The organism is Candidatus Symbiopectobacterium sp. NZEC135 (assembly GCF_025962695.1).
This window is the reverse complement of the sequence record NZ_JAGFPF010001410.1, coordinates 1-555: the sequence shown is the minus strand read 5'-3', so window position 1 is coordinate 555 and position 555 is coordinate 1. Positions and strand designations below refer to the sequence as shown.

Sequence of the window (555 nt, the reverse complement as noted above, 5' to 3'; positions counted from 1 at the left end):
CATTCAATAGATCGGTACCGTAAGAGTTGTCGATGGTGCACAGCCAACGGTTATCGCTTTCCTGGCGAAAGACATAGGTAGCACGACGCGTTGTCTCTACCGTCCCACCTTGTCCGTCGGGGAAACGGAGCAATGTTTCCATAATAACCAGCGCATTTCCGCCACCTTCAATGACCTGCATTTCGCCCTGTTTCACGACAAGTTGATCCTGAAAGTAATCAGAGATGGCAATAAAGGCTTTCCTGATGTTCTCTTTTCCTTTCACGATCATGCCTGGCTTAACCACCAGCGCGGCGTCTTCAGAATAGTGATCCATCAGTGAGTCAAAGTCTCTCTTGGAGATCGCCACATCACAGGATTCAATGATGTGGCGTAACGGATGTGAGTGCATGCAAATCTATCCTGCTAAGTGACTGTCCGTGTTTACTCTATCACCAAGTCACCCGCATGATCAGATCCGGTTATTCATCTCAGCACAGGGATATTATGGCTATCACGCCGCCGACACCTGCCACTCACGCCCCGGAATCGCCTCCAGCAGTTGCCGGGTATAGG

1 protein-coding gene is annotated in these 555 nt (G+C 50.3%); it reads right to left on the bottom strand.

What is annotated here, in order from left to right; translation table 11 throughout:
- On the bottom strand, positions 1–391 hold a 391-nt coding region (locus J5224_RS34550), incomplete at its 3' end, for a YybH family protein (RefSeq protein WP_264629335.1).
- Between the last annotated feature and the right edge of the window lie 164 nt (positions 392–555).